Genomic DNA, 25,969 nt, shown 5'->3' on the forward strand with positions numbered 1-25,969 from the left:
TTACTCGATGGTGCCCACGCGCTTGAAGCTGGGCAGGCTCAGCAGTTTGTCCCAGTGCATCCAGATGGCGAAGGCCTTGCCGACCACGTCCTGCTCGGGCACAAAGCCCCAGGCACGACTGTCGAGGCTGTTGTCGCGGTTGTCGCCCATCATAAAGTAGTGGCCCTCGGGCACTGTGGCACTGAAGTTGCTGTAGCGGCTCGGCGCTATGTCTCTCGCCATCAGGTGGCGGCGACCGTAGATTTCCTCCCACATCACTTCCACCTGCGGGCTGGCCGGCGGCAGCACCTGGATCAGTTCCTGCGGGGCGCGCTCGCCGTTGATATAGAGCACATTGTTTTTCAGCTCGATTTTATCGCCGGGCAGGCCTATCACCCGCTTGATGAAGTAGGTGTCGTTCATGTGCGGCGGGAAGAACACCATCACGTCGCCGCGCTTCGGCTCGCCGATATCCACCACCTTGGTGCGCGACACCGGCAGGCGCAGGCCGTAGGCGTACTTGTTCACCAGGATAAAGTCCCCCACCTGCAGGGTCGGCACCATGGAGGCGGACGGGATCTGGAAGGGCTCGACGATAAAGGAGCGCAGCACGAAGACGATCGCCAGTACCGGGAAGAAGGACTTGGCGTACTCCACCATTACCGGCTCTTCCGCACCGGCTTTTTGCCGGCGCCGGCGTGCGAAAAACAGGCTGTCGACCAGCCAGATACCGCCGGTGATGATCACCAGCCAGAGCAGAATCAGGGGGAAATTAATATCCATTCACTATTCTCTGTTGTCCCTCAAGACCATCCGCAGGGCGCACGGGCGCCCTATTGGTCCACTTTCAATACGGCGAGGAAGGCCTCCTGCGGCACCTCCACGCGGCCCAGCTGTTTCATGCGGCGTTTGCCCGCCTTCTGTTTTTCCAGCAGTTTTTTCTTGCGCGTCACGTCGCCACCGTAACACTTGGCGGTGACGTTCTTGCGCAGCGCCTTGACCGTGGTGCGCGCTACCACCTGGCCGCCGATGGCGGCCTGGATGGCCACATCGAACATCTGCCGCGGAATCAGTTCTTTCATTTTCTCCGCCATGGCGCGGCCCTTCTGCTGGGCGTTCTCGCGGTGCACGATCAGGGCCAGGGCGTCCACCCGGTCGCCGTTGATCAGGATATCCAGGCGCACCAGTTTTGCCGGGTCGAAGCGCACAAAACTGTAATCCAGCGAGGCGAAGCCGCGACTCACGGATTTGAGGCGGTCGAAGAAGTCCATCACCACTTCGCTCATCGGCAGTTCGTAGCGCAGCGATACCTGGCTGCCCACATACTGCATGTCTTTCTGGATTCCGCGTTTCTCCACGCACAGGGTGATGACGTTGCCCAGGTACTCCTGCGGCACCAGTATATTGACCTCGGCGACGGGCTCGCGCATCTCCGCAATGCTGCCCGGGTCCGGCAGGCGCGACGGGTTGTCCACCGAGACCACTGTCCCATCGTTCATCTCCACCTCGTACACCACGGTGGGCGCGGTGGTGATCAGGTCCAGGTCGTACTCCCGCTCCAGGCGCTCCTGGATGATCTCCATGTGCAGCATCCCGAGGAAGCCGCAGCGGAAACCGAAGCCCAGGGCGTCGGAGGTCTCCGGCTCGAAGAACAGCGAGGCGTCGTTCAGGGACAGCTTGTCCAGGGCATCGCGGAAGGCCTCGTAGTCGTCGGAGCTGACCGGGAAGAGGCCGGCGTAGACCTGCGGCTTCACCTTCTGGAAGCCCGGCAGCATGGCCACCTCCTCCATGCCCTTGGCGTGGGTCAGGGTATCGCCCACCGGGGCGCCGTGGATGTCCTTGATACCGGCCACCACGAAGCCCACCTCGCCGGCGCGCAGTACACCTGTTTCCTTGCGCTTGGGGGTAAACACACCGACGCTGTCCACCACATGGGGACGGCCGATGGATTTGGTCACTATCTTGTCCTTGTTGCGCAGGGTGCCCTGCACCACCCGCACCAGGGACACCACGCCCAGGTAGCTGTCGAACCAGGAGTCGATGATCAGCGCCTGCAGCGGCGCGTCCACGTCGCCTTGGGGGGGCGGCACCAGGCGCACCAGGTCCTCCAGCACATCCTCGACTCCCAGGCCGGACTTGGCGCTGCAGCGGGTGGCCTCGGTGGCGTCTATGCCGATGATGTCCTCGATCTCCTCCGCCACCTTGTCCGGATCCGCCTGGGGCAGGTCCATCTTGTTCAGGACCGGGATCACCTCCAGGCCCTGCTCTATCGCGGTGTAGCAATTGGCCACCGATTGGGCCTCCACGCCCTGGGCCGCGTCCACCACCAGCAGCGCGCCCTCGCAGGCGGCCAGGGAGCGGGACACCTCGTAGGAGAAGTCCACGTGACCGGGAGTGTCGATGAAGTTCAGCTGGTAGGTCTTCCCGTCGCGCGCGGTGTAGTCCAGGGTCACGCTCTGGGCCTTGATGGTGATACCGCGCTCCCGCTCCAGGTCCATGCTGTCCAGCACCTGCTCGGCCATCTCGCGGTCGGACAGGCCGCCGCAGACCTGGATAAAGCGGTCTGCCAGGGTGGATTTGCCGTGGTCGATATGGGCAATAATGGAGAAATTGCGGATATGGGAGAGATCTGTGGCCACGTGAGGGATGAAATCCTTTGAAAATCAACTCGTTAGCCGGCAGACGTGCCGGCTGTGTGGCGCAAGTCTATCAGAGTGAGTGGTGAGTGGTTAGTGGGTAGTGGCGAGTGAAGCCGCCACCGACCACTAACCACTGATCACCGACCACTCACCACTGATCACTCATCAATCTGGATGGTGCGGAAGGTAGGCTGGCCGGCGCGGAAGAAGCGGATCGGCAGCAGTTCGTCGGCGGGCAGCTCCTCGACCACCTTGCCGTAGTCCTTCAGGTCGGCCACCTCGTCGAAGCCCAGTTGGGCGATGATGTCGCCGCTGCGCAGGCCCGCCTTGGCACCGGGCTTGCCGGGCACCACCTGCTTGACCAGAACCCCGGAATCCACGCCCCAGCGCTGCTTGAGCGTATCGGGAATCTCGTCGACGACCAGGCCCAGGCGCCCGCCGACGTCGGTGGTCGGGGCGGCCTCCGCCTGCTGCTCACCCTCCTCGCCGGGCAGGGCACCCACGGTCACGCGTACCGTCTTGTGCTTGCCCTCGCGCATCAGGTCCACTGCCACTTCGCTGCCGGGACGGGTCCGGCCGACCACGTGGGGCAGATCGCCGGAAACCATGATCTTGTCGCCGTCGAAGCGGGTGATGATATCCCCCACCTTGATGCCCGCCTGGGCCGCCGGCGCGCCGGCCTCAACTTGCGCCACCAGGGCGCCACTGGGCTTGCCGAGGCCCATGGCCTTGGCAAGGTTGCGGTCCACATCCTGGATGCCGACGCCCAGCCAGCCGCGGTCCACCCGGCCCTTCTCCTTCAGTTGGGCCACCACATCGCGGGCCAGGCTCGCTGGAATGGCGAAGGACAGGCCGATGGAGCCGCCGCTGCGGGTGTAAATCTGCGAGTTGATGCCGACCACCTCACCGTCCAGGTTGAACAGCGGGCCGCCGGAGTTGCCCGGATTGATGGCCACATCCGTCTGGATGAAGGGTACATAGTTCTCGCGACTCTCGTTGGGGATGCTGCGGCCCATGGCGCTGACGATACCGGCACTGGCGGAATAGTCGAGGCCGAAGGGCGAGCCGATGGCCACCACCCATTCACCGACCTTCAATTCCTCCGAATCGCCCCAGCGGATCGCCGGCAGGTCCTCGGCGTCGATCTTCAGCAGCGCCAGGTCGGAGCGGGTGTCGGTGCCTATCACTTTGGCCTCGTATTCGCGGCGGTCGGTCAGGGTCACCACCACCTCGTCGGCACCGTCCACCACATGGTTGTTGGTGACCACATAGCCATCCTCGGAGATGATGAAGCCGGAACCCATGCTGGCGACCGGGCGCTGCTGGCGACGGCGCGGCTCCAGCAGGTGGCGGAAAATATCCGGGATTTCCTGCTGGTACTGGGGCGGCTGGCCGCCGCGGGCCACATGGTTGCGCTCCACCGTGTTGATTTTCACAACCGCCGGGGAATTCTGTTCTATCAGGTCGGTGAGTTCCGGCAACCCCCGGGCACAGGCAGCCGCCGATATCAAAAGACACAGAGCCAACAAAAACTGCGTACAGCGTGTAACCATAAATTTGTTACCCCTAATGATCCCTTCTACTATGCAATCAGTGGTTATTCATCCCCCGCCGGGGTCCCACCCCAGAGATAGGGGCGGCGACGGGGACAATCAAGATAGTTCTTAGTGGCGTTTTGGCCACAAAAGTTCTCTCATCTGTGTAAAACAGTGTAAAGGGCCGCCATGTCCACACTGCGCCCCCGCACCGAACGCGGCCACTTCAGCCACCCCCGCATACAGTACGGGCAATCCGAGCTGGGGGCACCCCTCTTCTATTTCCCGGCCCAGAGCGGCACCGGGCACGGCCTGAGCGGTAGCGGTCATGGACTTGTGATGGCCGGCACCCACGGTGACGAGGTGGCCGCCGTAGTGGCGCTGTCCTGCGCGCTGCGCTCGCTGCCGCCGGAACTCTTGTGCCATCACGTGATACTCGCCGTCAACCCGGACGGCTGCCAGCTGGGGCTCAGGGCCAATGCCCGCGGCGTGGACCTGAACCGCAATTTCGCCACCGCCGACTGGGACGGGAGCGGTACCGTCTACCGCTGGAACAGCGAGGCGGAGGAGCGCGACGTGCGCCTCGGTACCGGCAGCGGCGCAGGTTCTGAAGCCGAAACCCACGCCCTGTGCCAGCTGATCGAGCAACTGCAGCCGGCATGGGCGGTATCCATCCACGAGCCCCTGGCCTGTATCGAGGACCCCGACGGCAGCGCCCTGGGGCAATGGCTGTCCCAGAGCCTGCAGCTGCCACTGGTGACAGATGTGGGTTACCTGACTCCCGGCTCTTTCGGCACCTGGTGTGCCGAGCGCAGGCTACCCTGTATTACGGTGGAACTCCCCCCCGTCTCCGCCGACGCCGCCAGTGAGGATTACCTGGACACACTGATAAGGCTGCTCGGCGAATCCCACCCCGCCCGATAAATCCATCATTTCAAAATCTGCAAGCGGCATTTGCAAATTTCAAAAGCGGCTTGTCATGTTTTTAATAATTTAATTCCGCAAAATAGCCCGGCCATTAAGAATAGATCATCAATAAAATTCATTTATGGGACTGACGCTCCATTTTTGGGGCGGACATTTTACCAATGGCAACCGGAAGTGCAGAGGGCATCAGCTCCACTGCCGCTAAATAATTAAAAATTCAGTTCAGGAGGAACCAGTGAGCTTTCACTGCAAAATGATATGGGGGGTCGGGGGTCTACTTTTTTGGCTGTCGGCACAGGCGAGTGCGACCCAGATGGGAAGCCCCATTTCGGACTACCGAGCCGAGCTGTTGTCGGCCATCGATTTTATCGAAACCACCGCGCCCGCCAATTTTTCCCCGGCGGATCCCGTCAATTACCAGCACCCGCGGCTGCCCCAGGCACCGGTGATCCGCTCCAGCCCCGATACCGGGGAGCTGCGCGCGGAGCTTATCGCCGCCTACGCCAGCCACAGCTTCACTACCTTTCGCAACGGCGAGGCGGTGACAAAACAGCTGCAACTGCGCAGTTACAATGGTGCGCAGATGGGCCCGACACTGGTGGCGCGCCCCGGCGACACATTGAGAATCCGCCTGGTCAACCAGTTGCCGGCAGAGGCACACCCGCCTCACTGCAACGCAGACGGGCACTGCGAGCACAATGTACCGCACAACTTCAACACCACCAACCTGCATACCCACGGCCTGCATGTGGACCCCACCGGCCGCGGCGACAATGTCTTTATCAAGCTCGCCTCCGGTGAGGCCTTCGACTACGAAATCCACATCCCCGAGGACCACGCCGCCGGCACCTTCTGGTACCACGCCCATATGCACGGTGCCTCTTCGGTGCAGGTGGGCAGCGGTATGGCCGGAGCCCTGATCGTCGAGGGGGACTACGACAGCATCCCGCGATTGCGTAGCGCCGACCAGCGCACAATCCTGTTCCAGGAAATCGCCTTCGACGAAAACGGCCGCATCGAAAACAACCAGACCTTTGCCCCCACCGCCTGGGATGACCAGGCCACGGAGCGCGGCTGGCATATCTCTCTGAACGGCGCGGTGATGCCGGAGATCCGCATCCAGCCCGGGGAAATGGAACTGTGGCGCCTGGTGCACGCCGGCGTGCGCAAGTTGCTCAACCTGCGCCTGGTGCCGGCCTGCAACGGCCCCGCAGTACCGCTGGTGCAGCTGGCGGCGGACGGCATCCCCTTCCGGAGCAAACGCCTGGCCGGGGACCGCGGTGTTTTTCTCGCCCCCGGCTACCGTAGCGATATCGCCGTGCGCGCCTTCCGTCCCGGCGTCTACTACCTGGTCGACACCCTCGACCCGCAGGCGGCCCCCGAGTTACCGGCCGGCTACTGCGACAGCCAACGGCTCGATGCACCGCTGCTGCTCGACGATCGGGCGCAGAGCATTCTCGCGCGCGTGGTTGTCGGCGGCCGGCCGCGCCCCATGTGGTTGCCAGCCAACGAACAGTTGGCCGCACTCCAGCGCCCCGAGTCCGTCGCCGACAGTGAACTGGCAGCGGAGCCGCAGTTGGTGGAGTTCGATATCGATATCAGCGTCGATCCCTGGGTGGGCCTGATCAACGGCAAGCCCTACGATCCGAGCCAGCCGCGGCTGCTGAAACTGGGAGAGGCGCAGACCTGGTACCTGTCCTCGGTCTTCTCCCACCACCCCTTCCACATCCACGTCAATCCCTTCGAAGTCATAGAGCGGGACGACAGCGGCAACATCGTCGACCGCTACTGGAAGGACACCATCAATGTGCCGCAGTTCGACCCACTGAACCCGGCGGACACCCTGATCGAGGCGCGCATGCGCTACGCGGACTACGCCGGCGCCTTCGTCACCCACTGCCATATTCTCGATCACGAAGACCACGGCATGATGGAAAAAGTCGTCATCGAACCCTGACAAAAAATAAAAAGACGTAACTACTCGCGCCTCAGAGCCCGGAGAAGAATGCCAGTGTCAGATGCGAAGGCTCCGATGCCGGGGCCGTTTGTGAGAAACGCCCGCGGCTGGAAACTGCCCGATGAGGTTGTTGAGCAAACGGCCACTGGCAGCGGGGCCGCCCTGGCCTCTCTTACTGGCAAGGAGCGAGTGGGCCAAACTTTTCATTAACTCCGCCGCGGCCTGTCCCTGGCGCGGCGACCTTCGTCACCAAGGAGGACGCCATGTCCATGTTTATCGACCTGTCCCGTGAGACAGCCCCGAAAGTGGTAACGCGTAAGGAAGACATCACCCAGCACGAAATCGAGGCGCTGAAGACGCGCTTCAACCTGGCGGATGCCCACACCCACCAGAGCCAGAGCCCGAGCCAGCGCGAGATAGTCGCCAGCCTGCCCGACCTCTGGTACCAGGCGGAAAACCAAACCCAGTACCAGAGCGAACAGGAATTCATCGAGACCTTCTACGGTTTCCACGGCCAGCACACGGCGCTGCAGCGCCGGGACGAAATCTACCTGGTGTACGCGGCCTCCATCGCCATGCACATCACCGCCACCTACCTGCGTAAGCAGCGCATGAGCGTCGGCCTGATCGAGCCCTGTTTCGACAACCTGCACGACCTGATGAAACACATGGAAGTGCCCATGTCGCCGCTGGATGAATCCCTGTTCCGGGACACTGCCGCCATCTACGACAGGTTGGTGGAGCAGGCCTCGGAGCTGGATGCGGTAGTGCTGGTGGACCCCAACAATCCCACCGGATTCAGCCTCTTCGCCGAGGGGCCGGCTCCCTTCCTGGAGGTGGTGCGTTTCTGCAAGGACCACGACAAGCTGCTGGTCCTGGACCTCTGTTTCGCCGCCTTTATGCTCGCCTCGGGCCAGGAGCGCTGCGATGTCTACGCCATTCTCGAGGACGCCGGCATCCGCTATATCGCCATGGAGGACACCGGCAAGACCTGGCCGCTGCAGGACGCCAAGTGCGCGACCATCATGGCCAGCCGCGATCTCAACGAGGATATTTACAACATCCTCACCAGTGTGCTGCTGAATGTCTCGCCCTTTATCCTCAACCTGGTCACCCGCTATGTGCAGGACAGCGGCGCGGACGGCTTCGCCTCGGTGCGGGACCTGCTGGAAACCAACCGCGCCCTGGCCAGGGTGAAGCTGGACGGCGGCCTGCTCAGCTACTGCGAGCCGATGGTGAAAACGAGCGTGGCCTGGTTCCGTATCGAAGACCCCGAAATCTCCGCCGACGAACTGCAGGCCTACCTGCAGCAAAAGCACATCTATGTGCTGCCGGGCAAATATTTTTACTGGCACAACCCGGAGCGGGGCCAGCGTTATATCCGCATCGCTCTGGCGCGCAAGCCGGAAATCTTTGCCCAGACCATGGACGCGATGCGGGGCGCGCTGGAGGCCTACCGTGACTGAAGAAATTCCCGTGATCGACGCCGGTGTATTTCTCGGCATGCACCACAGGGACAAGGCGCTGCGGCACAAGTCCCTGGCGTTCTTCCGCAGCCACTACGGCCGGCAGGTGCGCATGAACTTCGAGCAGGTTGGCATCTGCGACGCGGTCATCTGGAAGCAGTCCCGCCAGGTGCAGGACGACTACTACCCGTTTATGGACAGGCTGCACAGCGACATGCAGATACTGCGCGAGGGCTATTGCCCGCGCGTACTGGCGCTGGCCTCAGGCGACTCGCGCCTGCGCGGCCTGCGCCCGGACCGGGCGCTGCTGGCGGCACAGGTACTGTGCAACGACTGGACGCTGTTCACCCATGACCCCGAACTGCGCACCCTGCCATTTCTGCGGCCGCGGCTGGGCGACTTCTCAACGCTGAGCGAGTCGCTGCTGTTCCCGCCGGCACTGGAAGCGCTCTACCAATCATCGAAGGTCTACATACACACGGACAAGGACTGGGAAAATGTCGAGACAAGGTATCTTCATCCCCTTGATCACCCCGCTTGATCACAGCGGTACCGTCTGCCGGCAGAGCGTCTGTCGCCTGCTGGCGCAATCCCGCCATCTGGCTGCCGGTTACATCCCGGCGCTGACATCCGGCGAGGGCTGGAGGCTCAGCGCCTCCCAGTGGGAGGCGATGGTGCGCTACACCCTGGAGGAGGCCGGCGATAGGAAAGTGATCGCCGGCGTAGAACGGCCCAGCACCGACGAGGTGCTGGAATATGTCGCCCGCGCCGAGCAGTTGGGCGTGAGCGCGGTAATGATCACTTCCCCCTTCGGCGCCGACGTCAGCCAGGAGGAGATATTCGCCCACTACCGGCGGGTCCACGAGGCCAGCAAGCTCGAGATCTACATCTACAATGAGTCGGCCCTGTCCGGCAACGAGACTGCCTTCGACACGCTGCTGGCCATCGCCGAACTGCCGCGGGTGCTGGGCATCAAGGACTCCCCCGAGGGGGAGCGCTGCCCGGCCCAGGTCGACGAGCTGCGGGCCCGCGGCCTGGCCTACTACATCGGCTGGGAGAATCGCCTGGCGGGCGGACTGGCCGCCGACGGCAACGTGGTGTCCCTGGCCAACCTGGAAGCCGCCCTCTGCCGCACCGCCCTGATCGCCCCGGGGCCCGCAGTGCAGGAGGAAATAGACCGATTGAGCGAGACCTACAACCTCTTCGCCGAGGACTGGTACCGCCACGTGAAGCGGGAACTCAGGGCCCGCGGCGTCATCTCCTCCGCCCTCTGCGCAACAGAGAGCGGGGGTGGCGATGATCGTGGCGAAGTGCCCGGACAGAAACAGCTCTACCTGTACAACCGCGCACGTATCCAGGACCCCCTGGGCACGGACCCGGCGTTACTCGCCTTCGAGCAGCGATGGATCCAAGGCTATCTCGACAGGCTGCCGCCGGAATCCGCCGGCGACCTGCCCACCCTGCGGGGCAAACTGGCCGAACTGATCGACAGCGAGCAGCGGGAAATACCGGACAGCGCCGACTATGTGGCCAACCGGATGTCGCGGGAGGAATTCCGCATCCTGGTGCAGGAGTTCGCGGTGGACGGGTTGACCGAGGCGCAGTCTTTCTACTATGTGCTGCCACGTCTGGCGTTCGAGGCACAGATGCCGATGCTGCGCATCATGATCGACGAGTTCGGGGCCGGCAATCCCAGGCGGGCCCACACCAGCCTGTATATCCGGCTGCTGCAGGAACTGGAGATGCCCACCGAGCCCGACGCCTACTTCGAGCAACTGGAGCCGACCAGTTTCGCCTTTGTCAATCTGTTCTTCTGGCTGGCACAGCGCGCCGACGATCCCTCCTATTTCGCCGGCGCCATCACCTATCTGGAAACGGCGATTCCCGCTTTCTTCGAGTGCTATGTACAGGCCTGCACGCGCCTGGGCATTTCGGCGCACCACTACTACAGCGAGCACCAGCATATCGACGCCTTCCACGCGCAGGAGGGGCAGCGCCTGCTGCGGGCCATGGATGCCACCGGCACCCTCAACGCCGCCAAGGCCTGGGCTGGCGCCCAGTTGGCCAGTGCCGTGACCGCAGACGCCTTCGAGAATGCTGTGCGCAAGGCGCGCCGGTACTGCGCTGTCGCGGTGGAAGAAGCACTGGAGGAGGTAGCGCAATGACGGAGACGGACGACTTTCGCGAAGAGGGCAGCTTCACGGTGCGCCTGGATGGCGAGGAGTACTGCCTGCCCCGCTACTGCCCGCACCGGGGCGGGCGACTGGACTACGGCCACGTCAACCCGCAGCGCAAGACCGTTACCTGTCCGCTGCACCACTCGGTTTTCGACCTGGAGACCGGCGAGCAGCTGGGCGGGCCCGCATGCGGGCGACTGGCCGTGGAGAAAAAAATTGCGGAGGCCAGTGAGTAGTGACAGGCAAGCCGGCAATTTTCCGCAAGCCGCCCTTGCAACTTTTTGGAATCCCCCGGAGGTGACTGCGGCGCTAAACTGATCGCCATACATTTGTCACCCGAGCAACAAACCAAGGAGACTTTAGATGGACCAACTATCCAAACAGGACCAATTCCTGAATTACGGGGCCCTGCTGCTGCGGGTATCCCTGGGCATAGTGCTGATCGCCCACAGCCTCTACCTGAAACTGGTGGTCTACACCCTGGGCGGCACGGCCCAGTTCTTCACTTCCATCGGCCTGCCGGCCTGGCTGGCCTACGTAGTGTTCCTGCTGGAGGCGGTCGGCGGCATCCTGTTGATCCTGGGCTACAAGGTCAGGACTGTGGCGCTGGCGATGATTCCGGTCCTGCTGGGCGCCACCTGGGCCCACTGGTCCAACGGCTGGCTGTTTACCGCGGAAAACGGCGGCTGGGAATACCCGCTGTTCCTCGCCGCCATGTCCGGTGTGGTGGCACTGATAGGCGCCGGCTCACTGGTTTTCGTTCCCGGTGAAAAACACAGCCTGAAGCTGGCCTAACCACCACTTAATTAATACCCAAGTTTCGGAGTTCACAGGGGTTGGCAATGCCGGAGTGAGATGGCTTCGAACGGCCCTGCTGGCGGTGGTTACCTGGCAAAAAACCTCATCGGTAAATATTTGCCAGGTAACCACCGCCAGCAGGGCCTTGTGCAGTGCCACCGGGAGTGTCCCAGACCTCGATATGAACCTCCGAAACTTGAGTTAATAGCCCCCCCATTTTTCCGGCAGCCCAAGCTGCCGGCTTTTTTCATGGATTTCAGGAGATCCGGAATGAGCAATTACAGCGCCGAACAGGTATGGCTGCCATTTTCCGAGACATTGCTGGACTGGGATGAAGAGTTTCACCAGTTGATGCTGGACGATCAACTGCGCATGGATGCCTATCGCGCGGCGATACACGACGCGGTCAAACCCGGTGACATTGTGCTGGACCTGGGCACGGGCACCGGCATTCTCAGCCAGTGGGCACTGGAGGCCGGCGCCCGCTATGTGTACGGCATAGACCTGAACGCCCCCATCCTCGAGCAGGCGGTGCACCGCATCTGCAAGGCGGGCTTCGCCGAGCGTTTCGAGCCGATCAACAAACTCTCCTACGACGTGGCGCTGCCACAGCGGGTAGACCTGCTGATCTCGGAGATCATGGGCAATATGGCCGACAACGAGGATTTCCAGCCGATTCTGCAGGATGCCATAGCGCGCTTCCTCAAACCCGGCGGCACCGCCCTGCCCTTGTCCACCGACTCTTTCCTGGTGCCGGTCGCAGCTGCCGATGCTCACCGCAACCTGCGCGATGGCAGTATCCACACCCTCGGCTCCCGCTACGATATCGAGGCGCTCTACAGGGAGAAGGGCATCACCTCGCGCTTCAACCTCTACTACGATGCGATCCTGCCCGAACGGCTGTACCTGGGCCGGCCACAGCGGATGAGACACTACGGCGGCACCTGGGACCAGCCCTCCGAATACAGTGTCGACCTGGATTTCCCGATCGAAAGCCCCGGCACCCTGACCGGTTTCAAATCCTATTTCATCGCGCAGCTTACGGCGACGGTTCCGCTGGATATTTCCGGCGGCGATATCGAGGGGCGCAAAACCTCCGACAGCTGGAAGCACGCCTACCTGCCCATAGAGCAACCGATCGAGGTTTTGCCGGGCGACCGGCTGCGGGTGAGTTTCAGCCGCAGTTACCCGCAGGAGGCCTCCGCCTTCCGCCAGGTCTATCGCTGGCGCGGATGGGTCGAGCGCGGGGGCGCGGTGGTAGGGCGCTTCGACCAGTGTATGGATGAGTTGCTGCTGCGGGAGCAGACAGAAATGGCGCTAAGCTAAGCCAAGCTCCCCTCTTTTCCAGGCTGGCACCATGCAAGGCCCTGCTGCCGGCGACCACCCGGCAAATATTTACCGATGAGGTTTTTTACCGGGTGGCCGCCGGCAGCAGGGCCGATCGGAGCCCTCCACCTGTCGGCACTCAGGTTCAGGCGGTGGCCCTGTCCTCCGCTTCGATCCTCCGGCTGATAACACTGTCGCGGCGCAGCAGGAAATCCTTCAGCAGCGCTGGGTAGTCCTCGCTGACCGCCGCGCGCACCGTCGCCCGCGCGGCCAGCTGCTGCCGCCAGGACTGCACCTGCGGACAGGCCTCGAACAGGCCCCAGGGCAGATAGCGGTCGAGGGTGTCGAAATAGCGGAAGATGGGGCCATAGGCGGCGTCGACCATGCAGAAGTCCGCGCCGGCAAACAGGGGGCCCGTCACCACCTCCTCCAGGCGCTGCAACTTGTCGCCGATCACCTGCACGCACTCCATAAACGCCTCCTCGCTCTTGGCGTTGTACAGCCGCGCAATATCGTTCAGCAGCTGCGAACCGAATTCGATCCAGGAGCGGTGCTGTGCCTTGAGCAGCGGATCGGCCGGGTGCAGCGAGCCCGGGGTGATTTCGTTCAGGAATTCGCAGATGACCGCGGACTCGAACAGCACATTGGTCTTGTCCACCTGCAGCAGCGGCACTTTGCCCAGCGGTGACAGCGCCAGGAACCAGTCCGGCTTGTTGCCCAGGTCCACGTAGATGCGCTCGTGAAGGATGCGCTTCTCTTTCAGGGTGATCACCGATCGCTGCACATAGGGGCACAGGTGATGGCTGACGAGAACCAGGTTGTCGTAATGCATGGCAATCCCTCCGGCTTGGCCTGTTTCATTCAAACAGGCAGGGTATGGCTTGACGCCGGGAGCCGGAACCGCAAAATCTGCAAACCGCGTTTCCATCATTGCGCACTGAAAAAGGGATTGTGAACGAAAAATGGAACTGACAGACCTGAACTGGAGCGATCTCAAATTCTTTCTCGCGGTGTCCCGCTGCGGCTCCCTGGCGCGGGCGGCGGACAAACTCGGGGTCACCCACTCCACCGTATTCCGCAGGATCAACAGCCTGGAGAGTACGGTGGGCGTCAAGCTGTTCGCGCGCCTGCCGGAGGGCTACCGGCTGACGGATACTGGCCGCGAGGTGATGGACCATGTGGAAGCCGTCTCAGACCGCATCGACGAATTGCAGCGGCTGCTGGACAATCGCGACGACAAGCTGAGCGGTGTGATCAATGTCACCGCGCCCCACAACCTCGCCTACCGCTACCTGCCCGGCTACCTGGCCGAATTCCGCCAGCTCTACCCGGATATCCACGTCAACCTGCTGGTGGGCAACAACGACCTGAACCTGTCCCGCCGCGAGGCCGACCTGGCGATAAGGGCCACCTCGGCGCCGCCGGAACACCTGGTCGGCTGCAAGCTCTTCTCGCTGGCCTGGGGCGCCTACACAGCGGAGGGCTACCTGGAAAGACACGGCGCGCCAGCCGGCGAGGCAGAGCTGCGCCAGCACGCGGTCATCTCGTCCCACCAGGAACTCCTGCGCCTGCCGGCCTTCGACTGGGTCGAGCGGCAGATACCCGCAGAGCGGATTGTCGCGCGGGCCAGCGACCTGATGGCCATGTCGGCCCTGGCGGAAAACGGCATCGGCATAGCCCTGCTCCCGGACGACCAGGCCAAACCCCAACTGCAGCGCCTGTTCACCTTTGCCCCCGGCAAGACCAGTGACATCTGGGTGCTCAGCCACCCGGACCTGCGCGAAAACGGCCGGCTGCAGCTGTTCAAGACATTCGTGATCGAGAAATTCCGGGCAGACCCGGTATTCAGGGAATTCGGGATAGCGGCCGGCTAGTCGGCGCCATTATTCCGCATTCCAATACACCCGCCCGGCAGCAAAGCGCAGCGGCGGCTCCACATCCCTCGCCAGCCAGGTGGGGCCGTCCAGGTCCAGGAAGCGCACCCTGTCCCCCAACGGCCAGGCCGCGCGTATCGCGCGGGAAGTGCACAGCATGCAGCCGAGCATCAGCTCGAAACCCTGCACCTTCGCCTCCTCCGCCAGCGCCAGCGCCTCGGTGATGCCGCCGGTCTTGTCCAGCTTGATGTTCACCATCTCGTAGCGGCCGCGCAGGCGCGGCAGATCGGCGCGGGTGTGGCAGCTCTCGTCGGCGCAGATGGCTAGCGGGTGGGAAAAGGTCCCGAGGAAGGCGTCGTCGTCCACCGGCAGTGGCTGCTCCAGCATGGCCACGCCCTGCCCGGCCAGTTGGCGACAGCGCGCCTGCAGAGTGTCTGCGGACCAGGCCTCGTTGGCATCGATCACCAGTTGGGTATCCGGCGCTGCAGAGCGCACCGCGGCGACCCGCTCCAGAACCTGCCTGTCGTCCAGTTTCAGCTTCAGTACAGTCACCCCCTGCGCCACCGCCGCCCGGGCCGCATCGGCCATGGCGTCGGGGGTGTCGATCACCAGGGTCTGTACCGTCGCCAGGGACTCCGGTCCCGCAAAGGCCGCACCGCTGCGCTTAGCCTCCCAGTCCGCCAGGGCACAGTCCAGGGCGTTGCGCGCCGCACCGGCGGCCAGGCGCGACTGCAGCTGTTCCCGCGTGAGCCCCTGTTCCACCTCTCGCAACAGCGGCTGCAGCTGCTGCTGTACCGATTCCACACTCTCGCCGTAGCGCGGATAGGGCGTGCACTCACCGACGCCGGTTGCGCCCTCGCCGCTCACTTCCACCACGACCACCTGGGCCTCGGTACGCGCGCCGCGGGAGATGACAAAGGCGGTACGCAGGGGCCAACTTTCCGCATAACAGCGGGCCTGCATGGGCGTTCTCCAAAGCCGATCGGAGATAAAAGTTTAGGAGGGATCAGAGCGGGCGGGAGGGCTCGATACGCAGCAGCATCGGCGCATAGGCCGGGTTGGCGGCGTGGCGGCGACTGTGCCCCCGCACCAGGGCGGCGCCGCCGAGCAGGCCGGCCAGGGCACCGGCGATGGCACCGGCCTCTCCGACCAGGGCCTCACCGCCCAGCGCCGCCAGCAGCAGGGACACCAGTGGCAGCAGGTAGATTAGCAGGGCGCTGCCGGCCAGGGCGTTTTCGCCGATACCGATCACCGCCGTGTCATTGAGGGAAATATCCTGGGAATCCCAGCTGTGCAGGGCGACGCGGATACGTGACGCTGAGGCGAAGGCGCCGCGGCTTGACAGATAGTCGCCGAGCAACCCTGTGCCACAGCCGGTCTTGGCGGAGCAGCCGTGGCAGCCGCTGCGCTGGACGGTCTCGACCCAGATGGCCCCGGGCTCTATGGCCACAATCCTGCCGCGCTCCTCGACCAACGCCCTGTCCCCGTTCAACCTTCGGCGGCCACAGAAGCGGCCACCCGCTGCGCCGTGGTATCGGGGATCTCACCCACCACGGTCACCGTGTAGTTGACGCCTTCCACCTCTATGCGGTCCATATAGGCCACGGTGGCGCCGCGAATGGCGCGGCCCTTGAAATCCAACTCCGGGCCCAGGCGCTGCACGAAGACGGTGAATACGCTGAGGCCGTCGCTGTAGACCAGCATGTCGCCGTCGGACAGGGGTTTGACCGACACCGACTTGAAACCCTCCGGCAGCCAGCGCAGCTGCCAGCGGCTCTGCGCATTACTGCAGGGATTGCTGTTGTCTATCCGGCGCGCGCCGGCGGACTGGGGTTGCAGGTCGCTGTCCTGTACCGGCGACAGGTCCAGCTGCACGAACTGGTAGCGCTCCAGCACCCGCCCCTGGGGGCCCACCAGCATGGACTTCAGCGGCAGGCCCGTCTCCCGGTCCAGGTTGACTACCAGGCCCAGGCGGTGGTGATCCCGCGGGCGGGCCTCGATCACTACTGTATCGCGGTCAGCGATGCGCTCCTCACCGCGCAGAATGAAATGGTAGGCGCGCTGCATCTCCTGCTGGCCGGCGCGGCTCCAGAGGGCGGCGCGCGCCATGGGCCCTGAGCCCCGCTCGCAGTTCCGGTCGCTGCCGTGGCTGATCAGCTCGCGCGGCTCGCCGCTCAGGTAGCGCACCCGCTCCACCTGGTCGCCGTCGCGCACCGCGTGCACAACCTGCAGCGTCTCCAGCATTCCGGCGTGCTCGAAGGTCACCAGGCCGCTGTAATCCAGTTCGGACACGGCGCGGGCCAGCTTGCCCAGCCACTGCTCCACCTCATTGCCGCCTTCGGCATGGACAGCGGGCGCCAGCAGAAACAAAGCCAACAGCAGGCTGTTGGCTTTGCGGATGATTCGGGCCAGGGGCCTGCGCTTGCTCACGAATTCCCCCACGCTACATATCAACCTGTTCGCCGTAGGTGGCGCGGGCAAAGGGCACCATACCCTGGCTGCCCACATGGGCGGCCTGCTCGGAGTGCTGGATCATCACCCGGTTCAGGTGGCGCATCAGTTCCGGTGTGGGCACCTGCTGCATCACCGCCTGGCCGGCGACACCGGGCTGGGAGTCGGGCACCAGGCGCGGCCCGGCGGTACTGACCGAGCGGGTGCTGGGGGCGGGAACGTAGAAACCGGAGGGCTGGGGTGCGGACTGCACCGCCTGCTGCACAGGGCGCTCCACTTCGGCGACCAGTTCGCCGCCGGGCTGGGCGCCACTATCTGCAACCTGCAACTGCTGCACACCGAGGATCGCGGCGAAGGCCACGGTCGCCGCCACAGCGCCCCTGGTCAGGGGCCGCCACCAGCGACTGCCGGCCACACCGTCCGCCGCGCCACCGCCTCCGCCACCGGAGCGGGTCGGGGGCTCTTCCTGGGCTATGGCCGCGGAAATGCGCGCCGCCAGGTCGCTGTCCACCGGGGCCACCGGCTCGCGACGCAGTACGCTGGCCGCCAGCTGGTAGCGCGACCAGCGTTCGCCGACCTCCGCCGAGATCTCACTGGCCTTCAGCAGCCGCTGCAGCTCAAGCTCGCCGGCCTCACCGTCCATCAGCGCCGACAGCGACTCGTTCAGACGTTCCTGATGCTTCCCGTGGGACATAGGGGTTAACCCTCTCTGTGCAATCATTTTTCGGCGCCCGCAGGCACCCCTTGTGGCTATCTGTTATGACCCGGGTTCCGGTGGTTTGTTTCGCCACCGGCAAAAATTTTCTAGCCGCGGTCGTCCAGTGTCTCCGGCTCCCCGGCCATCACCGCCTGGATGGTGCGGTCTATGGCCTCGCGGGCGCGGAAGATGCGCGAACGCACCGTGCCCACCGGGCAGGCCATCACCTCGGCGATCTCCTCGTAGCTGAGCCCCTCCATCTCGCGCAGGGTCACCGCCGAGCGCAGGTCCTCCGGCAGGGCGCGGATGGCGTCGTGAACGGCGGTCTCGAGTTGGTCGCGGAACAGCTGGTTCTCCGGGGTCTCGTTGTCCCGCAACATATCGGCGCCGGAGTAAAACTCGGCGTCCTCCAGGTCCACGTCCGAGGACGGTGGGCGGCGGCTGCGGGAGACCAGGTGGTTCTTGGCGGTATTGATGGCGATGCGGTACATCCAGGTGTAGAAGGCGCTCTCGCCGCGGAAGTTGGCCAGGGCCCGGTAGGCTTTGATAAAGGCCTCCTGGGTCACGTCCTGCACCTCGCTGTGATCCTTGATGAAGCGACTGACCACCGCGACTATCTTGTGCTGGTATTTCAGCACCAGCAGGTCGAAGGCGCGCTTGTCCCCTTTCTGTACCCGCTCCACCAGCTGGCGGTCACTCGGCGACGCCTGTTGCGCTGTCATCCCCTACTCCCCCTACTCCTAAAACCAGCAGCCGCACCGCAGGCGCCACTCGAATCGAAGGCGGGCCTGCCACAGGCGTATGTTCTGTTGTGTTGATGACACTGGCGATAGGACATAAGTTCCGGGTCAAATCGACGAATTACAGGGAGGCGCTATACTACGCGACCCCTAAACATAAATGAAATGTATGAATGCATTAGCAAAGTACGACGTACTGGTTATCGGCAGCGGCGCCGCGGGCCTGACCCTGGCCCTGCACCTGGCGGCGCGCCACCGCGTGGCCCTGCTGTCCAAGCAGCGGCTGCAGGACGGCTCCACCTGGTTTGCCCAGGGCGGCATAGCCGCAGTGCTCGACGAAATGGACTCGGCAGAGTCCCACATTGCTGACACATTAGACGCGGGTGCCGGCCTGTGCCACCCGGACGCGGTGCGCTTCACCGTGGAGAACAGCACCGCCGCCATCCAGTGGCTGATCGAGCAGGGGGTGGACTTCACCCGCGAGGAAGACGGTTACCACCTGACCAAGGAAGGCGGTCACAGTCACCGCCGTATCATCCACAGTGCCGATGCCACCGGTCGCGCCGTGCACAGCACCCTGATAGAGCGGGTGCGCGCAGCGGAGAATATCGACTGCTTCGAGCACCATGTGGCCCTGGACCTGATCCGCCAGCCGGACCCGGGCAAGGGCCGCTTCCGCTGCGCCGGGGCCTATATCTACAACAAGGATACGGAAGAGGTAGAGCTGTTCCAGGCCAAGGCGGTAGTGCTGGCCACCGGCGGTGCCAGCAAGGCCTACCTCTACACCAGTAATCCGGACGGCGCCAGCGGCGACGGCATCGCCATGGCCTGGCGCGCCGGCTGCCGGGTGGCGAACATGGAATTCAACCAGTTCCACCCCACCTGCCTCTACCACCCCAAGGCCAAGGCCTCCCTGGTCACCGAGGCCCTGCGCGGCGAAGGGGCGCAGCTGAAGCTGCCGGACGGCAGCCGCTTTATGCACCGCTTCGACAAGCGCGGCGAACTGGCGCCGCGGGACATAGTCGCCCGCGCCATAGACCACGAGATGAAGCGCCTGGGCGCCGACTGCGTCTACCTGGATATCTCCCACAAGGACGCCGACTTTGTGCGCGAGCACTTCCCCACCGTGTACCAGAACTGCCTGCAGTACGGCATCGACATCACCCGGGAACCCATCCCGGTGGTGCCGGCGGCCCACTACACCTGCGGCGGCGTTATGGTGGATGAGTACGGGCGCACCGACCTGGACCAGCTCTACGCCATCGGCGAGACCACCTTCACCGGCCTGCACGGTGCCAACCGCCTGGCCAGCAACTCGTTGCTGGAGTGCCTGGTCTACGGCCGCTCCGCGGCACTGCACCTGGACGAGACCCTCGACGCGGTGCAGCCGCCCCGCCCGGCCCCGGCCTGGGACGCCTCGCGGGTGACCGACTCTGATGAGGACGTGGTGATCTCCCACAACTGGGACGAGCTGCGCCGCTTTATGTGGGACTATGTGGGCATTGTGCGCACCCGCAAGCGCCTGCTGCGCGCCCAGCACCGCATAGGCCTGCTGCAGCGGGAGATCCGTGAGTTCTATGCCAACTACAAGGTCAGCAGCGACCTGATCGAACTGCGCAACCTGTCGCTGGTCTCCGATCTGATTATCCGCTCGGCGCTGGACAGGCGGGAGAGCCGCGGCCTGCACTACTCTCTCGACTACCCGGGTCTGCGGGAGCTGGCAATGGACACCATCCTGGTGCCGGAGAACTTTGCAGACCAGCGGCAGTTTGTTTGATTTTTGGGGACTGGGGACTCGAAAGATTAGCTCCCCTCTCCCGCTTGCGGGGGAGAGGGCCGGCGGGAAGAACACTTCAGCGCGAAAAGCGCAACGCCGCCTGCAACCTGCGCCAGTCGTCCCGGTCCATCGAGTCCCGTGCCAACACCAGTCGCAGACGCCCACCCCGCAGATCCCGCCCGTTGATCACAATCAGCCAGCGCCACAGCACCAGTTCGCCGCGAAACTCGAATTCCCGCTGCTCCCCGCCGCCCGGCTGCCAGAACCAGCGCCGCTCGCGGGTGCTCAGCGTCCCCTGTATCGAACGCAACCGCCGCCATTCGATTCCCACATAGACCAGCACCAGCAGCGCCGCCGGCAGGAACAGATACAGCGGCAGGCGGCACCACCACAGCAGTGCCAAGGATTGCAGCGCAACCAGAATCAGCAGAACAGACAGGAGGCGGGACGGCGCCGCGGCGCAAGTGAGCCGGGCGCTGCGCTCGAGAAACCGGGGATAGGGACTACTCCTGGAGACCTGTGTTGTCACGGATAATCTGCACTATGCGCAGCAGCTCCGGATCGGCGGGATCCTCGCGGCGCAGGAACCAGGCGAACAGGTCCTGGTCCTGCTCGTCCAGCAGTCTGACATAGCGCTGCTGGTCAGCCTCATCCAGGGTCTCGTAGACATTCTCCAAAAACGGCAGCAGCACCAGGTCCAGCTCCAGCATGCCGCGGCGGCTGGCCCAAAAAAGGCGGTTGCGATCCATACTTCATTCCAACCCGGTTAAAAGTGCGCGCAGTATACCCCCTGCCCCATCAAACTTGAAAAGCCCGCGCCAATCCCCAAATAATCCCCCCAATCAACCCCGAGGTGGCAGGACTATGGATCAGCAGCAGTGGCAGGAATTTCTCGCAGGCGAAGGCGCCATCTGGGAGGGCGCCGATACCCAGAGCCCCTGCGCCCACTTCCCGGAGACGGAAGCCGAGCTGCACCTGATCGACCTGAGTCCGTTGGGCGCCGTCTCCGTCGCCGGTCCGGACAGCCAGAAGTTCCTGCAGGGCCAGCTCACCTGCGACCTGGTCACACTGCCGGATGGGCACAGCACCCTGGGCAGCCACTGCAATCCCAAGGGCCGCATGATCAGTGCCTTCAGCGCTCTCAAACTGTCCCAGGGCGAATTCATTCTTCGACTGCCGCGGGACCTCACCACCGTCGCGCGCGAGGCGCTGGCCAAGTACGCGGTCTTCTTCAAGACGGAACTGACCGATATCGGGGGCACTAACACCGGTGAAAGGCACCGCTGGCTGGGCCTGCAGGGCAAGAACGCCGCCGAGCGCGCCGTTCAAATCCTGGGACTGGATAGCCTGACCGCCGGCGAACTGCGCCCCTTCGACCTGAACGGCGAGCGCGCCATAGCCCAGGCGCTGAACGAGCAGCAGGTGGCGATCCTGGTTCCCAACGAACAGGCGCAGAATCTCTGGCGGCAACTGGACACCGAGGCCGACGCCGCCAGCTACGACCGCTGGCAGCAGTTGCAGATAGCCGCCGGTATCCCCCAGCTGCACGCCGCCACCAGCGAAATGTTTATTCCACAGATGGCAAACCTCCACCTGCTCGGCGGCGTCAGCTTCAAGAAGGGCTGCTATACCGGCCAGGAAATCGTCGCCCGCATGCAGTTCCGCGGCTCGGCCAAGAAGCGCATGTACCGCGCCCGCTGCACCTCCGGCGAAATCCCCGCGCCGGGGCTGGAGATCTACGGCGAGGGCGAGCAGAGCATCGGCAACCTGGTGGAGGCCTGCCGCGGCGAGAAGGGCATTGAGCTACTGGCGGTGCTGACCATCGCCAAGGTGGCCGCCGATGAGGAACTGAAACTCGCGGATGGTCGCAAGCTGGAATTACTCGAACTGCCCTACGACGCGGATGCGGACCCACTGGCATAAATCAGGTCAATATTTGTAAGCGTGTGTAGACAAACGGGGGCGCCCTCTACATCGCTGACTCGCGCCATCCCAGCGCTAGCCCTCCGGGCGCCTTCGGCTTCCAAATTTGTTCCCCACCAATTTGTCGCGACCACGGGCCGCTCCTCCAGGCACCGGTTGTCATCCAGCGACAGCTGCGAACTCCTGAGAAATGCGGGCTAGCCGCCCCCTCACACCTCCACCGCCACATGATCCAACTCCGCCGCCACCGGCAGACCCCAGTCGATCGGCTCCTGGCCGTTGTTCTGCAGATAGGCGTTGGCCTGGGAGAAGGGACGGGTGCCGAAGAAGCCGCGGTGGGCGGACAGGGGCGAGGGGTGGGGGGCGCGCAGGACCAGGTGTCTGTTGCGATCGATAAAGGCGCCCTTCTTCTGCGCGTAGCTGCCCCAGAGGATAAACACCAGTCCCTGACGCTGCTCCGCCAGCTTGTGAATGGCGGCATCGGTGAACTGCTCCCAGCCGCGGCCCTGGTGGGAGCCCGCCCTGCCCCGCTCTACCGTGAGGGTGGCGTTCAGCAACAGTACGCCCTGCTCCGCCCAGGGTTGCAGGCAGCCGTGGTCAGGGGGCTCTATTCCCAGGTCGGATTGCAGTTCCTTGAAGATGTTTTGCAGCGACGGCGGCAGGGGCACGCCGGGCTTTACCGAGAAGCAGAGGCCGTGGGCCTGGCCGGGGCCGTGGTAGGGGTCCTGGCCGAGGATCACCACCTTGACCTCGTCGAAGGGGGTGGAATTGAATGCGTTGAATATCTGCGGACCCGGGGGGTAGATCACCTTGCCCGCGGCCTTTTCCGCGCGCAGGAACTGGCGCAGTTCGGCCATATAGGGCTTGTGGAATTCATCACGCAGTACCGCGTACCAGGAGGGATGGATTTTTATGTTTTCCGGGACCTGCATGTTTTTTCCTTGAGTTTCGTAGCAGTCCCCTCTTCCCTTTGGGGAGAGGGTTGAGAGGGGAAACGGCGGTAAGCCCTCTCCCCCAGCCCCTCTCCCACAAGTGGGAGAGGGGAGTTAACGCAAAGCTTTCTTCACCTGCCGGCGCAGTTCGGGCACCACTTCTTCTTCAAACCAGGGCCGCTGGCGCAGCCACAGGGTATTGCGCGGACTCGGGTGTGGCAGCGGGAAATAGCCCGCGGGCAGCGCGTCGTGGTAGTGGCGCACATTCTCGGTGATGCTGCGCCGTTTTGGAAAAAGAGCCTGCGGCAGGTAGTGGCGCTGGGCGTATTGTCCCACCAGCAGCGTGAGTTGCAAATTCGGCAGCAGCGCCAGCAGGCGCTTGTGCCAGGTTTGGGCGCACTCGGGGCGCGGCGGCAGGTCGCCACCCTTGCCGCGGCCGGGGTAGCAGAAGCCCATGGGGACAATGGCGATACGGGATTCGTCGTAGAAGGTTTCCCACTCCATCTGCAGCCAGTCGCGCAGGCGGTCACCGGAGGGGTCGTTCCAGGGGATGCTGGTGGCGTGCACCCTGGTGCCCGGGGCCTGGCCGACGATCAGCAGGCGCGCGGATTCGGCGGCGCGCACTACCGGGTTTGGGCCCAGGGGCAGGTGTTCTTCGCAGAGGCGGCAGGAGCGAATTTCTTCGAGCAGGGTCGGCAGTCGGTCGGCGGTCAAAATTTACCTCAAGGATTGTTCAATCGAGCGGGCCTTCGGCCCGAGCCCTCTCCCCTAACCCCTCTCCCGCAAGCGGGAGAGGGGGAAAATCGATATGCAGCAGCAGTGCGCGCCTGTCTTCGGGATCCGCGGCGCGGCCGACGTTGTTGTTGTCCAGCACCACATAGATGCCGCTGGCGTCCACCGCCAGCCCCTCACCCTTGCCGTATTCAGTTTCCTCGTAGACGAATTCGGGCGCCTCTTCGATAGCGCGGTAATCGATACACCATTCGGCCTGCAGCTTTTCCAGGGAACGCCGGCACACGGCGAAGGCGTTGCGCTCCAAGGTAAAGAGGGCGCCGTCGTAATAGGCGAGACCGGTGATATCCTCGGAGCGGTTACCGAAATCCAGGCCGTCGACCGCGGGAATGGCGAAAATCTGCGGCTCGGCGCCGGGGCTGAGGCGCAGCAGCCCGCGAGGCTCGCGCTCCAGGGCGATCCAGAAATCGTCGCCGGCCTTGACCAACCCTTCGGCACCGGCATTGAACTTCTTCAGGTAGCCGCCCGCCCGGGCAAAAGCGGCCCAGCGCTGCGGCTGCCAGCCGGTATCCCCGCCTTCCATTTTTGCGATGCGGTTGTGCCGCTCGCTCACCAGATAGACGTTGCCGCCATCGCAGCTGATGCCCTCAAAATCCATATCGGCATCCGGCCGCACCATCTCCAGCAGCCCGGCGACCAGGCCCGCGGATTCCCCCTCCGGCACATCCAGCCCGCTGATTTGCTTTCGGGATTTCAGCGCGGCCTCGACCAGATCCACCGAATAGATTTCCGCGGAGTTCTTGTCGGAGGCCGCCAGCAATTCGCCGCCGCAGAAGCTCAGCCCGGAGATATCCAGGCCGGCGCTGCCGTCCAGCCAGTGGCTGGCGAGCAGCTGCGCCGGGCTGACGGGAGCCGCTGCCGCGAACGGTGACAACAGCAATAGAGTGGAGAGCATCAGTTTTTTTAACAAGGGAGCTCCCTGGATCAATCGCGGAAGTTATCGAACTGCAACGGCTGCTCCAGCTCCTTGTCCCTGAGCATCGCGATCACCTGCTGCAGGTCGTCGCGCTTCTTGCCGGTAACCCGCACCTGGTCACCCTGGATGGCAGCCTGCACCTTGAGTTTTTCGTCCTTGATCATCTTGACGATCTTTTTTGACAGTTCCTTGTCCAGGCCATTTTTCAGGGTGACGGCCACCTTGACCTGCTTGCCGGACTGCTCCTTCTCGCCCACGTCCATCGCCAGCGGGTCGATACTGCACTTGATCAGCGCCGCGCGCAGCATGTCCACCATCTGGTCCACCTGCATGTCCGATTCGGCGCGCAGTGCCAGGGCGAAATCGTTCATCTCCACTTCCGCGTCCACGCCCTTGAAGTCGAAGCGGTTGGTCAGGGTGCGGTTTACCTGGTCCACGGCGTTGGTCAGCTGGTGTTTGTCCACTTCGGATACTATGTCAAAGGAAGGCATCTTTTATCTCCGTTCTCTATTTCAATATTCCGGGCACAATCTCCACACTCTGTTCGGCGGAGCTGAGCCAGATATGGCCATCCTGGATGGTCACATTCAAATCCATATTGCGCTCGGCCATGGCGGCCAGCTGCTCCGTGGCATCCGCCGGCAGCAGATACACACGCAGATTGTCGAAACGCGCCGGCGCGTCCCCCAGCTTCTGCCACCATATGGGCGCGGTGCGGCGCCCGTAACTGTACACCAATACCTGCCTGGCGCGGTTGCAGGCCTTGCGCAGCCGCTCCTCCGCCGGCAGGCCCACTTCTATCCAGAGGTCGATGTCGCCACCGAGGCTCATCTGCCAAAGGTCCGCCTCGTCGTCGGAGGAGAGGCCGCGGGTGAACTCCAGGCCGTCGGAGGCGTTGAGGGCGAAGGCCAGGAGGCGCACCATCATGCGTTCGTCGGTTTCCGACGGGTGGCGCGCCAGGGTCAGCGGGTATTCGCCGTAGTGGTCCCGGTCCATATCGGCGATCTGCAGCCGGGCTTTGAAGATAGTCGCTTTTAACGCCATTTCGGCTCCATTACAGCTC

General features: G+C 63.8%; 27 protein-coding genes. 11 read left to right on the top strand and 16 right to left on the bottom strand.

The features are described 5' to 3' along the window. From lepB to AC6R19_RS07060, 3 genes are all read right to left on the bottom strand, one after another. On the bottom strand, positions 1–762 hold the full coding sequence (gene lepB, locus AC6R19_RS07050; RefSeq protein ID WP_500579086.1) for a signal peptidase I: 762 nt from the start codon (positions 760–762) through the stop codon (positions 1–3). A 50-nt stretch (positions 763–812) separates the two neighbouring features. Then, complete coding sequence (gene lepA / locus AC6R19_RS07055) at positions 813–2,618, bottom strand: translation elongation factor 4 (RefSeq protein ID WP_500579087.1); 1,806 nt, start codon at positions 2,616–2,618, stop codon at positions 813–815. Between the two features lie 158 nt (positions 2,619–2,776). Continuing rightward, positions 2,777–4,171, bottom strand: a complete 1,395-nt coding sequence (locus AC6R19_RS07060) for a DegQ family serine endoprotease (protein WP_500579088.1) — start codon at positions 4,169–4,171, stop codon at positions 2,777–2,779. Between the two features lie 171 nt (positions 4,172–4,342). Here AC6R19_RS07060 and mpaA point away from each other — a divergent pair, with 171 nt between their 5' ends. The 8 genes from mpaA (at position 4,343) to AC6R19_RS07100 (ending at position 12,804) form a co-directional block, all read left to right on the top strand. Beyond that, positions 4,343–5,077: a murein tripeptide amidase MpaA gene (gene mpaA / locus AC6R19_RS07065; protein WP_500579089.1), complete on the top strand. Its 735-nt coding sequence runs from the start codon at positions 4,343–4,345 to the stop codon at positions 5,075–5,077. 316 nt (positions 5,078–5,393) lie between these two features. After that, on the top strand, positions 5,394–7,037 hold the full coding sequence (locus AC6R19_RS07070) for a multicopper oxidase family protein (RefSeq protein ID WP_500579090.1): 1,644 nt from the start codon (positions 5,394–5,396) through the stop codon (positions 7,035–7,037). Between the two features lie 263 nt (positions 7,038–7,300). Further along, positions 7,301–8,503, top strand: a complete 1,203-nt coding sequence (locus AC6R19_RS07075) for an aminotransferase class I/II-fold pyridoxal phosphate-dependent enzyme (protein WP_500579091.1) — start codon at positions 7,301–7,303, stop codon at positions 8,501–8,503. After that, the gene (locus AC6R19_RS07080; protein ID WP_500579092.1) at positions 8,496–9,044 is read left to right on the top strand and encodes a DUF6190 family protein; all 549 of its coding nucleotides are present in this window, start codon (positions 8,496–8,498) and stop codon (positions 9,042–9,044) included. The genes AC6R19_RS07075 and AC6R19_RS07080 overlap by 8 nt, the downstream gene beginning before the upstream one ends. Further along, entirely contained in the window at positions 9,001–10,668 is a 1,668-nt protein-coding gene (locus AC6R19_RS07085) for a dihydrodipicolinate synthase family protein (RefSeq protein ID WP_500579093.1), read from the top strand. The genes AC6R19_RS07080 and AC6R19_RS07085 overlap by 44 nt, the downstream gene beginning before the upstream one ends. Continuing rightward, entirely contained in the window at positions 10,665–10,916 is a 252-nt protein-coding gene (locus tag AC6R19_RS07090) for a Rieske (2Fe-2S) protein (RefSeq protein WP_500579094.1), read from the top strand. Before AC6R19_RS07085 ends, AC6R19_RS07090 begins: the two co-directional genes overlap by 4 nt. Before the next feature lie 127 nt (positions 10,917–11,043). Next, positions 11,044–11,475 carry a DoxX family protein gene (locus AC6R19_RS07095; protein ID WP_500579095.1) on the top strand — a complete coding sequence of 144 codons (432 nt, stop codon included), beginning with the start codon at positions 11,044–11,046 and terminating at the stop codon, positions 11,473–11,475. A 273-nt stretch (positions 11,476–11,748) separates the two neighbouring features. Next, entirely contained in the window at positions 11,749–12,804 is a 1,056-nt protein-coding gene (locus tag AC6R19_RS07100) for a methyltransferase domain-containing protein (RefSeq protein WP_500579096.1), read from the top strand. 145 nt (positions 12,805–12,949) lie between these two features. Here AC6R19_RS07100 and AC6R19_RS07105 read toward each other — a convergent pair whose 3' ends face one another. Further along, on the bottom strand, positions 12,950–13,636 hold the full coding sequence (locus AC6R19_RS07105) for a glutathione S-transferase family protein (RefSeq protein WP_500579097.1): 687 nt from the start codon (positions 13,634–13,636) through the stop codon (positions 12,950–12,952). 130 nt (positions 13,637–13,766) lie between these two features. On the opposite strand from AC6R19_RS07105, the gene AC6R19_RS07110 reads away from it, so the two are divergent. Beyond that, complete coding sequence (locus AC6R19_RS07110) at positions 13,767–14,678, top strand: LysR family transcriptional regulator (protein WP_500579098.1); 912 nt, start codon at positions 13,767–13,769, stop codon at positions 14,676–14,678. 9 nt (positions 14,679–14,687) lie between these two features. Here AC6R19_RS07110 and ycjG read toward each other — a convergent pair whose 3' ends face one another. The 5 genes from ycjG to rpoE all read right to left on the bottom strand — a co-directional run bounded on the left by ycjG (position 14,688) and on the right by rpoE (position 18,548). After that, positions 14,688–15,641 carry an L-Ala-D/L-Glu epimerase gene (ycjG, locus tag AC6R19_RS07115; protein ID WP_500579099.1) on the bottom strand — a complete coding sequence of 318 codons (954 nt, stop codon included), beginning with the start codon at positions 15,639–15,641 and terminating at the stop codon, positions 14,688–14,690. Positions 15,642–15,684: 43 nt separating this feature from the next. Continuing rightward, a complete protein-coding gene (locus AC6R19_RS07120) occupies positions 15,685–16,152 on the bottom strand; it encodes a SoxR reducing system RseC family protein (protein ID WP_500579100.1) in 468 nt (155 codons plus the stop codon). A gap of 14 nt (positions 16,153–16,166) precedes the next feature. Continuing rightward, the gene (locus tag AC6R19_RS07125) at positions 16,167–17,108 is read right to left on the bottom strand and encodes a MucB/RseB C-terminal domain-containing protein (protein ID WP_500579101.1); all 942 of its coding nucleotides are present in this window, start codon (positions 17,106–17,108) and stop codon (positions 16,167–16,169) included. 13 nt (positions 17,109–17,121) lie between these two features. Further along, on the bottom strand, positions 17,122–17,823 hold the full coding sequence (locus AC6R19_RS07130) for a sigma-E factor negative regulatory protein (protein ID WP_500579102.1): 702 nt from the start codon (positions 17,821–17,823) through the stop codon (positions 17,122–17,124). 110 nt (positions 17,824–17,933) lie between these two features. After that, complete coding sequence (gene rpoE / locus AC6R19_RS07135; protein ID WP_500579103.1) at positions 17,934–18,548, bottom strand: RNA polymerase sigma factor RpoE; 615 nt, start codon at positions 18,546–18,548, stop codon at positions 17,934–17,936. Positions 18,549–18,735: 187 nt separating this feature from the next. On the opposite strand from rpoE, the gene nadB reads away from it, so the two are divergent. Then, on the top strand, positions 18,736–20,343 hold the full coding sequence (gene nadB, locus AC6R19_RS07140) for an L-aspartate oxidase (protein ID WP_500579104.1): 1,608 nt from the start codon (positions 18,736–18,738) through the stop codon (positions 20,341–20,343). Positions 20,344–20,419: 76 nt separating this feature from the next. Here nadB and AC6R19_RS07145 read toward each other — a convergent pair whose 3' ends face one another. Both AC6R19_RS07145 and AC6R19_RS07150 read right to left on the bottom strand, forming a co-directional pair. Beyond that, complete coding sequence (locus AC6R19_RS07145; protein WP_500579105.1) at positions 20,420–20,872, bottom strand: protein YgfX; 453 nt, start codon at positions 20,870–20,872, stop codon at positions 20,420–20,422. Next, entirely contained in the window at positions 20,847–21,092 is a 246-nt protein-coding gene (locus AC6R19_RS07150; protein ID WP_500579106.1) for an FAD assembly factor SdhE, read from the bottom strand. The genes AC6R19_RS07145 and AC6R19_RS07150 overlap by 26 nt, the downstream gene beginning before the upstream one ends. A gap of 115 nt (positions 21,093–21,207) precedes the next feature. Here AC6R19_RS07150 and ygfZ point away from each other — a divergent pair, with 115 nt between their 5' ends. Next, the gene (gene ygfZ / locus AC6R19_RS07155; RefSeq protein ID WP_500579107.1) at positions 21,208–22,266 is read left to right on the top strand and encodes a CAF17-like 4Fe-4S cluster assembly/insertion protein YgfZ; all 1,059 of its coding nucleotides are present in this window, start codon (positions 21,208–21,210) and stop codon (positions 22,264–22,266) included. Between the two features lie 209 nt (positions 22,267–22,475). Here ygfZ and ung read toward each other — a convergent pair whose 3' ends face one another. The 5 genes from ung to AC6R19_RS07180 all read right to left on the bottom strand — a co-directional run bounded on the left by ung (position 22,476) and on the right by AC6R19_RS07180 (position 25,950). Further along, positions 22,476–23,198, bottom strand: coding sequence for a uracil-DNA glycosylase (ung, locus tag AC6R19_RS07160; RefSeq protein ID WP_500579108.1), 723 nt, complete (start codon positions 23,196–23,198; stop codon positions 22,476–22,478). A gap of 114 nt (positions 23,199–23,312) precedes the next feature. Then, a complete protein-coding gene (locus tag AC6R19_RS07165) occupies positions 23,313–23,912 on the bottom strand; it encodes a uracil-DNA glycosylase family protein (protein WP_500579109.1) in 600 nt (199 codons plus the stop codon). Between the two features lie 19 nt (positions 23,913–23,931). Beyond that, positions 23,932–24,900, bottom strand: a complete 969-nt coding sequence (locus tag AC6R19_RS07170) for an esterase-like activity of phytase family protein (protein WP_500579110.1) — start codon at positions 24,898–24,900, stop codon at positions 23,932–23,934. A 14-nt stretch (positions 24,901–24,914) separates the two neighbouring features. After that, positions 24,915–25,397, bottom strand: coding sequence for a YajQ family cyclic di-GMP-binding protein (locus AC6R19_RS07175; RefSeq protein ID WP_500579111.1), 483 nt, complete (start codon positions 25,395–25,397; stop codon positions 24,915–24,917). Between the two features lie 16 nt (positions 25,398–25,413). Beyond that, on the bottom strand, positions 25,414–25,950 hold the full coding sequence (locus tag AC6R19_RS07180; RefSeq protein ID WP_500579112.1) for a YaeQ family protein: 537 nt from the start codon (positions 25,948–25,950) through the stop codon (positions 25,414–25,416). Positions 25,951–25,969: the final 19 nt, after the last annotated feature.

The sequence above is a fragment of the Microbulbifer sp. SE14 genome (assembly GCF_059834885.1).

What these genes read in the sequence shown, in the direction of transcription:
- ygfZ (WP_500579107.1), top strand. Translation starts at nt 21,208, where the DNA reads ATGGATCAGCAGCAGTGGCAGGAATTTCTCGCAGGCGAAGGCGCCATC.
- ung (WP_500579108.1), bottom strand. Translation starts at nt 23,198, where the DNA reads ATGCAGGTCCCGGAAAACATAAAAATCCATCCCTCCTGGTACGCGGTA.
- AC6R19_RS07180 (WP_500579112.1), bottom strand. Translation starts at nt 25,950, where the DNA reads ATGGCGTTAAAAGCGACTATCTTCAAAGCCCGGCTGCAGATCGCCGAT.
- AC6R19_RS07175 (WP_500579111.1), bottom strand. Translation starts at nt 25,397, where the DNA reads ATGCCTTCCTTTGACATAGTATCCGAAGTGGACAAACACCAGCTGACC.
- nadB (WP_500579104.1), top strand. Translation starts at nt 18,736, where the DNA reads ATGAATGCATTAGCAAAGTACGACGTACTGGTTATCGGCAGCGGCGCC.
- mpaA (WP_500579089.1), top strand. Translation starts at nt 4,343, where the DNA reads ATGTCCACACTGCGCCCCCGCACCGAACGCGGCCACTTCAGCCACCCC.
- AC6R19_RS07060 (WP_500579088.1), bottom strand. Translation starts at nt 4,171, where the DNA reads ATGGTTACACGCTGTACGCAGTTTTTGTTGGCTCTGTGTCTTTTGATA.
- AC6R19_RS07110 (WP_500579098.1), top strand. Translation starts at nt 13,767, where the DNA reads ATGGAACTGACAGACCTGAACTGGAGCGATCTCAAATTCTTTCTCGCG.
- AC6R19_RS07085 (WP_500579093.1), top strand. Translation starts at nt 9,001, where the DNA reads ATGTCGAGACAAGGTATCTTCATCCCCTTGATCACCCCGCTTGATCAC.
- rpoE (WP_500579103.1), bottom strand. Translation starts at nt 18,548, where the DNA reads ATGACAGCGCAACAGGCGTCGCCGAGTGACCGCCAGCTGGTGGAGCGG.
- AC6R19_RS07075 (WP_500579091.1), top strand. Translation starts at nt 7,301, where the DNA reads ATGTCCATGTTTATCGACCTGTCCCGTGAGACAGCCCCGAAAGTGGTA.
- AC6R19_RS07090 (WP_500579094.1), top strand. Translation starts at nt 10,665, where the DNA reads ATGACGGAGACGGACGACTTTCGCGAAGAGGGCAGCTTCACGGTGCGC.
- AC6R19_RS07130 (WP_500579102.1), bottom strand. Translation starts at nt 17,823, where the DNA reads ATGTCCCACGGGAAGCATCAGGAACGTCTGAACGAGTCGCTGTCGGCG.
- AC6R19_RS07100 (WP_500579096.1), top strand. Translation starts at nt 11,749, where the DNA reads ATGAGCAATTACAGCGCCGAACAGGTATGGCTGCCATTTTCCGAGACA.
- ycjG (WP_500579099.1), bottom strand. Translation starts at nt 15,641, where the DNA reads ATGCAGGCCCGCTGTTATGCGGAAAGTTGGCCCCTGCGTACCGCCTTT.
- AC6R19_RS07070 (WP_500579090.1), top strand. Translation starts at nt 5,394, where the DNA reads ATGGGAAGCCCCATTTCGGACTACCGAGCCGAGCTGTTGTCGGCCATC.
- lepB (WP_500579086.1), bottom strand. Translation starts at nt 762, where the DNA reads ATGGATATTAATTTCCCCCTGATTCTGCTCTGGCTGGTGATCATCACC.
- AC6R19_RS07150 (WP_500579106.1), bottom strand. Translation starts at nt 21,092, where the DNA reads ATGGATCGCAACCGCCTTTTTTGGGCCAGCCGCCGCGGCATGCTGGAG.
- AC6R19_RS07105 (WP_500579097.1), bottom strand. Translation starts at nt 13,636, where the DNA reads ATGCATTACGACAACCTGGTTCTCGTCAGCCATCACCTGTGCCCCTAT.
- AC6R19_RS07095 (WP_500579095.1), top strand. Translation starts at nt 11,044, where the DNA reads ATGGACCAACTATCCAAACAGGACCAATTCCTGAATTACGGGGCCCTG.